General features: G+C 66.9%; 3 protein-coding genes. All 3 read right to left on the bottom strand.

Features of this window, described 5'->3' with window-relative positions; translation table 11 throughout:
- Positions 1 to 13 precede the first annotated feature (13 nt).
- The 3 genes from tnpC to tnpA all read right to left on the bottom strand — a co-directional run bounded on the left by tnpC (position 14) and on the right by tnpA (position 2,332).
- Positions 14 to 1,492 carry an IS66 family transposase gene (gene tnpC / locus AC1DIN_RS29805; protein WP_476812343.1) on the bottom strand — a complete coding sequence of 493 codons (1,479 nt, stop codon included), beginning with the start codon at positions 1,490 to 1,492 and terminating at the stop codon, positions 14 to 16.
- Positions 1,493 to 1,592: 100 nt separating this feature from the next.
- A complete protein-coding gene (gene tnpB, locus AC1DIN_RS29810; protein ID WP_265055857.1) occupies positions 1,593 to 1,949 on the bottom strand; it encodes an IS66 family insertion sequence element accessory protein TnpB in 357 nt (118 codons plus the stop codon).
- A complete protein-coding gene (gene tnpA / locus AC1DIN_RS29815) occupies positions 1,946 to 2,332 on the bottom strand; it encodes an IS66-like element accessory protein TnpA (RefSeq protein WP_265055858.1) in 387 nt (128 codons plus the stop codon). The genes tnpB and tnpA overlap by 4 nt, the downstream gene beginning before the upstream one ends.
- Positions 2,333 to 2,465: the final 133 nt, after the last annotated feature.

Raw genomic sequence — 2,465 nt, forward strand, 5'->3', positions numbered from 1 at the left:
GTAAGCGGTGTTCTCAGGCCACGGCCTTGAGCGGCTGAGGCGCATAGGCCCATGGCAGCAGGTTGTCGATCTGGCTCTGGGGATGGCCGGCAACGATACGGGTGATGACGTCGACGAGGTAGGCTTGCGGATCGACGCCGTTGAGTTTGCAGGTCTCCACGAGCGAGGCGACGACTGCCCAGTGCTCGGCGCCGCCGTCTGATCCGGCAAAGAGCGCATTTTTTCGACTGAGGGCGATCGGCCGGATGGCGCGCTCGACGACGTTGGAGTCGATTTCGACGCGGCCGTCCTCGAGGAAGCGACTGAGGCCCGCCCATCGCGAGAGTGAGTAGCGGATGGCTTCGGCGAGTTTGCTCTTCTGGCTGATGAGGCCGAGCTTCGCCTTCAACCACGGTTCGAGCGCATCGACGATCGCGCGGCTTCTCGCCTGGCGGATGTCGCGGCGCTCCTTGGCCAAGCGGCCGCGGATCTCCCCCTCGATGCGATAGAGTTCGGCGATCCGCGCGAGCGCTTCCGTGGCGATCGGCGCGGGACCACCTTGCGCGAGATCGTAGAACTTCCGCCGGACGTGTGACCAACAGAAGGCCAGGCTCACGGCATTACGGTCGGCCAGGACCTTGTAGCCAGCGTAGCCGTCGACCTGCAGCGTGCCCACGAAGCCCTGAAGATGCCGCACCGTCTGCTCGGCCTTGCGATCCGGCGCATAGAGATAGGCGACGCCGGGCGGGTCCGATCCGCCCCAGGGACGGTCGTCGCGAGCATATGCGAAGAGCTGGCCGGTCTTGGTCCGGCCGCGACCCGGATCGAGCACCGGCGCCGTGGTCTCGTCTGCGAAGAGCTTGGTCGACGCCTTCAGTCGCTCGAACAGACGCTCATGCACGGGTCGCAGGAGGAAGGCTGCCTTGCCGACCCAGTCAGCCAGAGTCGAGCGGTCCAGGTTCACCCCTTGCCGGGCATAGATCTGGGCCTGCCGATAAAGCGGCAGGTGGTCGGCGTATTTGGAGACCAGAACGTGGGCGACGGTCGCCTCGGTCGGGATGCCGCCCTCGACGAGCCGGGCGGGTGCGGGCGCCTGGACCACGACCTCCTCGCAGGCCCGGCAGGCGTATTTCGGCCGTCGGGTCACGATCACGCGGAACTGGGCGGGGACGATGTCGAGACGCTCGGAGACATCCTCGCCCATCGCATGCAGCTCGCCCCGACAGCACGGGCAGGTCTTGTCCTGGACGTCGATGATCTGCTCGACTCGCGGCAGGTGCGCGGGCAGCGAACCGCGGTTGGCGCGACGCTTCCTGGCCCGCTCAGCCCGTATTGCAGGATCTGTTGCCTCCTCACCGGCAAAGCCCTCGGCCTCGATCTGCTCGGCCTCCTCGAGCCCCAGCAGCAACTGGTTGACCGGCAGGCTCTCGGCCCGGCGGCCGAAGCGATGGCGCTGCAACTCCTTGATGATCTGGCGCAGCCGCTCGTTCTCGGCACGCTCTTCCGCCAGCATCGCCCGAAGCGCGATCGGATCGTTGGTCAGCGGTTTGGTTGCGTCGCTCACGAAGCCGATTCAATCATGGATTACAGTGGCTTGCCAAGCGCTTGAACGATCAACTTGCGGCGATGGGAACGCGCGTCTCGCGCCGCTCATGCACGCGCCGCCAATCCAGCCCCTCCAGCAACGCCTGAAGCTGAGCAGCCGTCAGCCGCACGACGCCGTCGGCGATGGCCGGCCACTGGAACTTGCCGTCTTCCAGCCTCTTCGAGAACAGGCAAACGCCTGTCCCATCGAAGTAGACGAGCTTGATCCGGTCAGCACGCCGCGCCCGGAACACATACACCGCGCCCGAGAACGGATCGGCGCCCATGCTCTCGCGCACCAATGCGGCCAGGCCCTCCGCGCCCTTGCGGAAGTCGACCGCCTTCGTCGCCACCATGACGCGCACCGTACCGGTCGGACCGATCACGAGCCGCCCTTCAGCGCGCCGATCACGGCCTCAATCGTGGCGCGAGTAGCACCGTTTTCGACCGTCACCTTGACGCCGCCGACGTCAATCTCGATCGCAGCGGTGCGGCGTCTTCGCGCGCGTCGTCTGGGATGCGGGGATCGCGATGGGGTGCCCGCCTCCGGCGAAGCGCCCGCAGGCTGCGCAACAACCGCCGGCACGAAGGCCGGCAGGGTCTCGGCCGCCTGACGCGCCTCGCGCCGCCAGGTGAACAGTTGCTGAGGCGTCAGCCCATGGCGGCGGGCCACCGCCGATACCACCGCGCCGGGCGCGAGCGTCTCCTCCAGGATCCGCGCCCGCTCATCGCCGCTCCAGCGACGGCGGCCGATCGCACCGTTGATCACCTCAAAGCGCCGGACTTCGCCCTCCGGCTCAAGTCTATGGTCAAGCCTAGACACAAAACGACCCTCCAAATCTGGATCGTCACACTGACCGCTCAGACCCCGTCGAAGAAGGTGAGATCGGGACACCGCTTAC

This window comes from Allobosea sp. 05T438, assembly GCF_056396025.1.

Excerpts from the sequence above, each read along its gene's own strand:
- tnpC (WP_476812343.1), bottom strand. The coding sequence starts at position 1,492 with ATGCTGGCGGAAGAGCGTGCCGAGAACGAGCGGCTGCGCCAGATCATC.